Source organism: [Chlorobium] sp. 445, assembly GCA_002763895.1.
GTDB lineage: Bacteria > Bacteroidota > Chlorobiia > Chlorobiales > Thermochlorobacteraceae > Thermochlorobacter.
In genome coordinates, this window is sequence record NSLH01000073.1 from 1 (window position 1) to 1,311 (window position 1,311).

At 53.7% G+C, this 1,311-nt stretch carries 3 protein-coding genes; all 3 read right to left on the bottom strand.

Translation table 11 applies throughout. The features are described 5' to 3' along the window. Nucleotides 1-113: 113 nt before the first annotated feature. Nucleotides 114-536, bottom strand: coding sequence for a hypothetical protein (locus CMR00_12790; protein ID PIO46988.1), 423 nt, complete (start codon nt 534-536; stop codon nt 114-116). Continuing rightward, nucleotides 529-798, bottom strand: coding sequence for a hypothetical protein (locus CMR00_12795; GenBank protein PIO46989.1), 270 nt, complete (start codon nt 796-798; stop codon nt 529-531). The genes CMR00_12790 and CMR00_12795 overlap by 8 nt, the downstream gene beginning before the upstream one ends. A gap of 119 nt (nt 799-917) precedes the next feature. Beyond that, nucleotides 918-1,307, bottom strand: a complete 390-nt coding sequence (locus CMR00_12800; protein ID PIO46990.1) for a hypothetical protein — start codon at nt 1,305-1,307, stop codon at nt 918-920. Nucleotides 1,308-1,311: the final 4 nt, after the last annotated feature.

Below are 1,311 nucleotides of genomic sequence, written 5' to 3' on the forward strand. Positions count from 1 at the left end.
GGCAGGTGGCAGGGCGGGAAGGCACAGCGCGAAGAGCGCGAAGGGTCTGTGGGGGCGGCGTAATAGAGGTGGTGAGGTGGAGTACCAGCTAAGCCACATCATCGCAACTGTAATTAACGCGATGTGGAATCTGGTTGAAGTTGCTGTTTGATTTCGTTAACGCGCTTCCCCGCCCGATCCGCTAGATATGCAAAAATCCCCGTTACCAATAACGCCATAGCTGTGAGGGTGATATGCACTGTGAGAAGAACAGGGTTTATGGGTTCAGTGAATAGAGTGACAATCGCACTGAGTAAAGATGAGGCACCGATCCCGCCGAAAAATGTTGCAAGGCTAGTGTGGGTATTGGCTTCACTTTGAAGATCAGCGAAACGAAATGCAAGATTTGCATCTACCATCTTAATTTCTGGTTGGATTGCCGAGATAATTGGGGTGATCTCAAGGATCGTCCGGTTCAGATTAGCATCACCTACAATTGCAATGGACTCTTCGCGCTGCTTTGTGATCTTGGCACGGATTGGCTCACGGTCAGCCATTTGCGTGCTGCTCCGTATTGTGTGGTAGCTGCTCAAGCCCATATGTAATGACTTCGGCCCTGCCGTCCTCAAGATAGCGGAGAAAAGCGAAGGTATCATTGGCGGTGATGTGCTGAGCGATCTGATCAAGCAGCACGTTGACAATCGTTGCGGTGTCCTCGGCGGATAGGTGTGGGTATCTGCTTTTCACCGCATAGAATATCTTTTGTGGTGACAGTTCAAGTTCTCGCTTCGTTTGGCTAGATACGTCAAGTTCTTGCATAGTACGTACTCCCACCTACATTTACCCATATATTGTAGCATATCACAGGCTTCATCAGTCCACAAAACATAACGCACAGGTAGTGCTTGGACGCAGTCCTCCATCCCCCACCGCCTGCGTCAGCGTCGCCGATCACGTGGCTGTCGCCCGCGTTCGCCGTTCAGCTCATCCTGCGATACGCCGAAGAGCGTGTGCGCTAGCTCATCATATGAGGCATCGAAGGGGCAGCCGCCCGTGGCGAGCGGGCACGCACGGCAGTAGGCACCGCCGCTAAACTTCTCCACATTCTGGCGATTGAAGTAGTAGGGCTTGTGGCTGAAGGTGCTTCCGACCCACTGCCACGAAAGGCTATTCGAGGCTGGATCGCCATCCAACAGGTGTTGGTAGAAGAGCGCAGCCCCGTCGCGCCAATCTTCGCCGCGCCAATGTTGCAGGTAGGCGGCAACCCACATGCGGGCGTGATTGTGCATGTAGCCTTCGCGGTACAGCTCGCGCAGGGACTCGTCTATGCAC

Coding starts and splice junctions, on each gene's coding strand:
- CMR00_12790 (PIO46988.1), bottom strand. CDS start 536: ATGGCTGACCGTGAGCCAATCCGTGCCAAGATCACAAAGCAGCGCGAA.
- CMR00_12795 (PIO46989.1), bottom strand. CDS start 798: ATGCAAGAACTTGACGTATCTAGCCAAACGAAGCGAGAACTTGAACTG.